This window comes from Neisseria sp. P0019.S002, assembly GCF_051957155.1.
Classification (GTDB): Bacteria; Pseudomonadota; Gammaproteobacteria; order Burkholderiales; family Neisseriaceae; genus Neisseria; species Neisseria perflava.
The window spans coordinates 1-432 of the sequence record NZ_JBQCWS010000179.1; the positions used below are offsets into that span (position 1 = coordinate 1).

Here is a 432-nt window from a genome sequence, read left to right on the forward strand (position 1 = left end):
GTAGTTACCTTTTTGACGGTGGCTGTATGCGGCAAGGCCGTCTGTAATGTCGGTTTTGAAGGCGGCGGACAGCATCAGCTGCCTGTCGTCTTTGAAGTTGGTGTGACTTTTACCGCCCGAGAATTTCGTGTCGGCTATGCCTTCGTCCAACAACAGGGCGGTGGGGGAAGGTTTGCCGGTATAGCCGGTCAGCACGTCCGCCATCCCCGATGTGCCGTCCGCCGTCGCGCCTATGGGAGAGAGGGTGCGGTAGTCGCGGCCTAAGAATTTGCGCAAGTCGTTTTTCTGCGCCACGGTGTTGCCGGAAAACTCGGTTTTTACTTCGATTCCCCAATTTCTTCCCTCGGGAACGATGTCGGAAGGTTCGACTGTGCGGATGGACACCGCACCACCGACCCCCGATTTCCCGACGCGCGTGAGGGCGGGGCTTTT

Annotated in this window: 1 pseudogene; it reads right to left on the bottom strand. The window is 58.3% G+C overall.

Annotated elements, in window-relative coordinates:
* Nucleotides 1-432: pseudogene (locus ACTHTY_RS12190) on the bottom strand (TonB-dependent receptor TdfG); the annotation flags it as partial.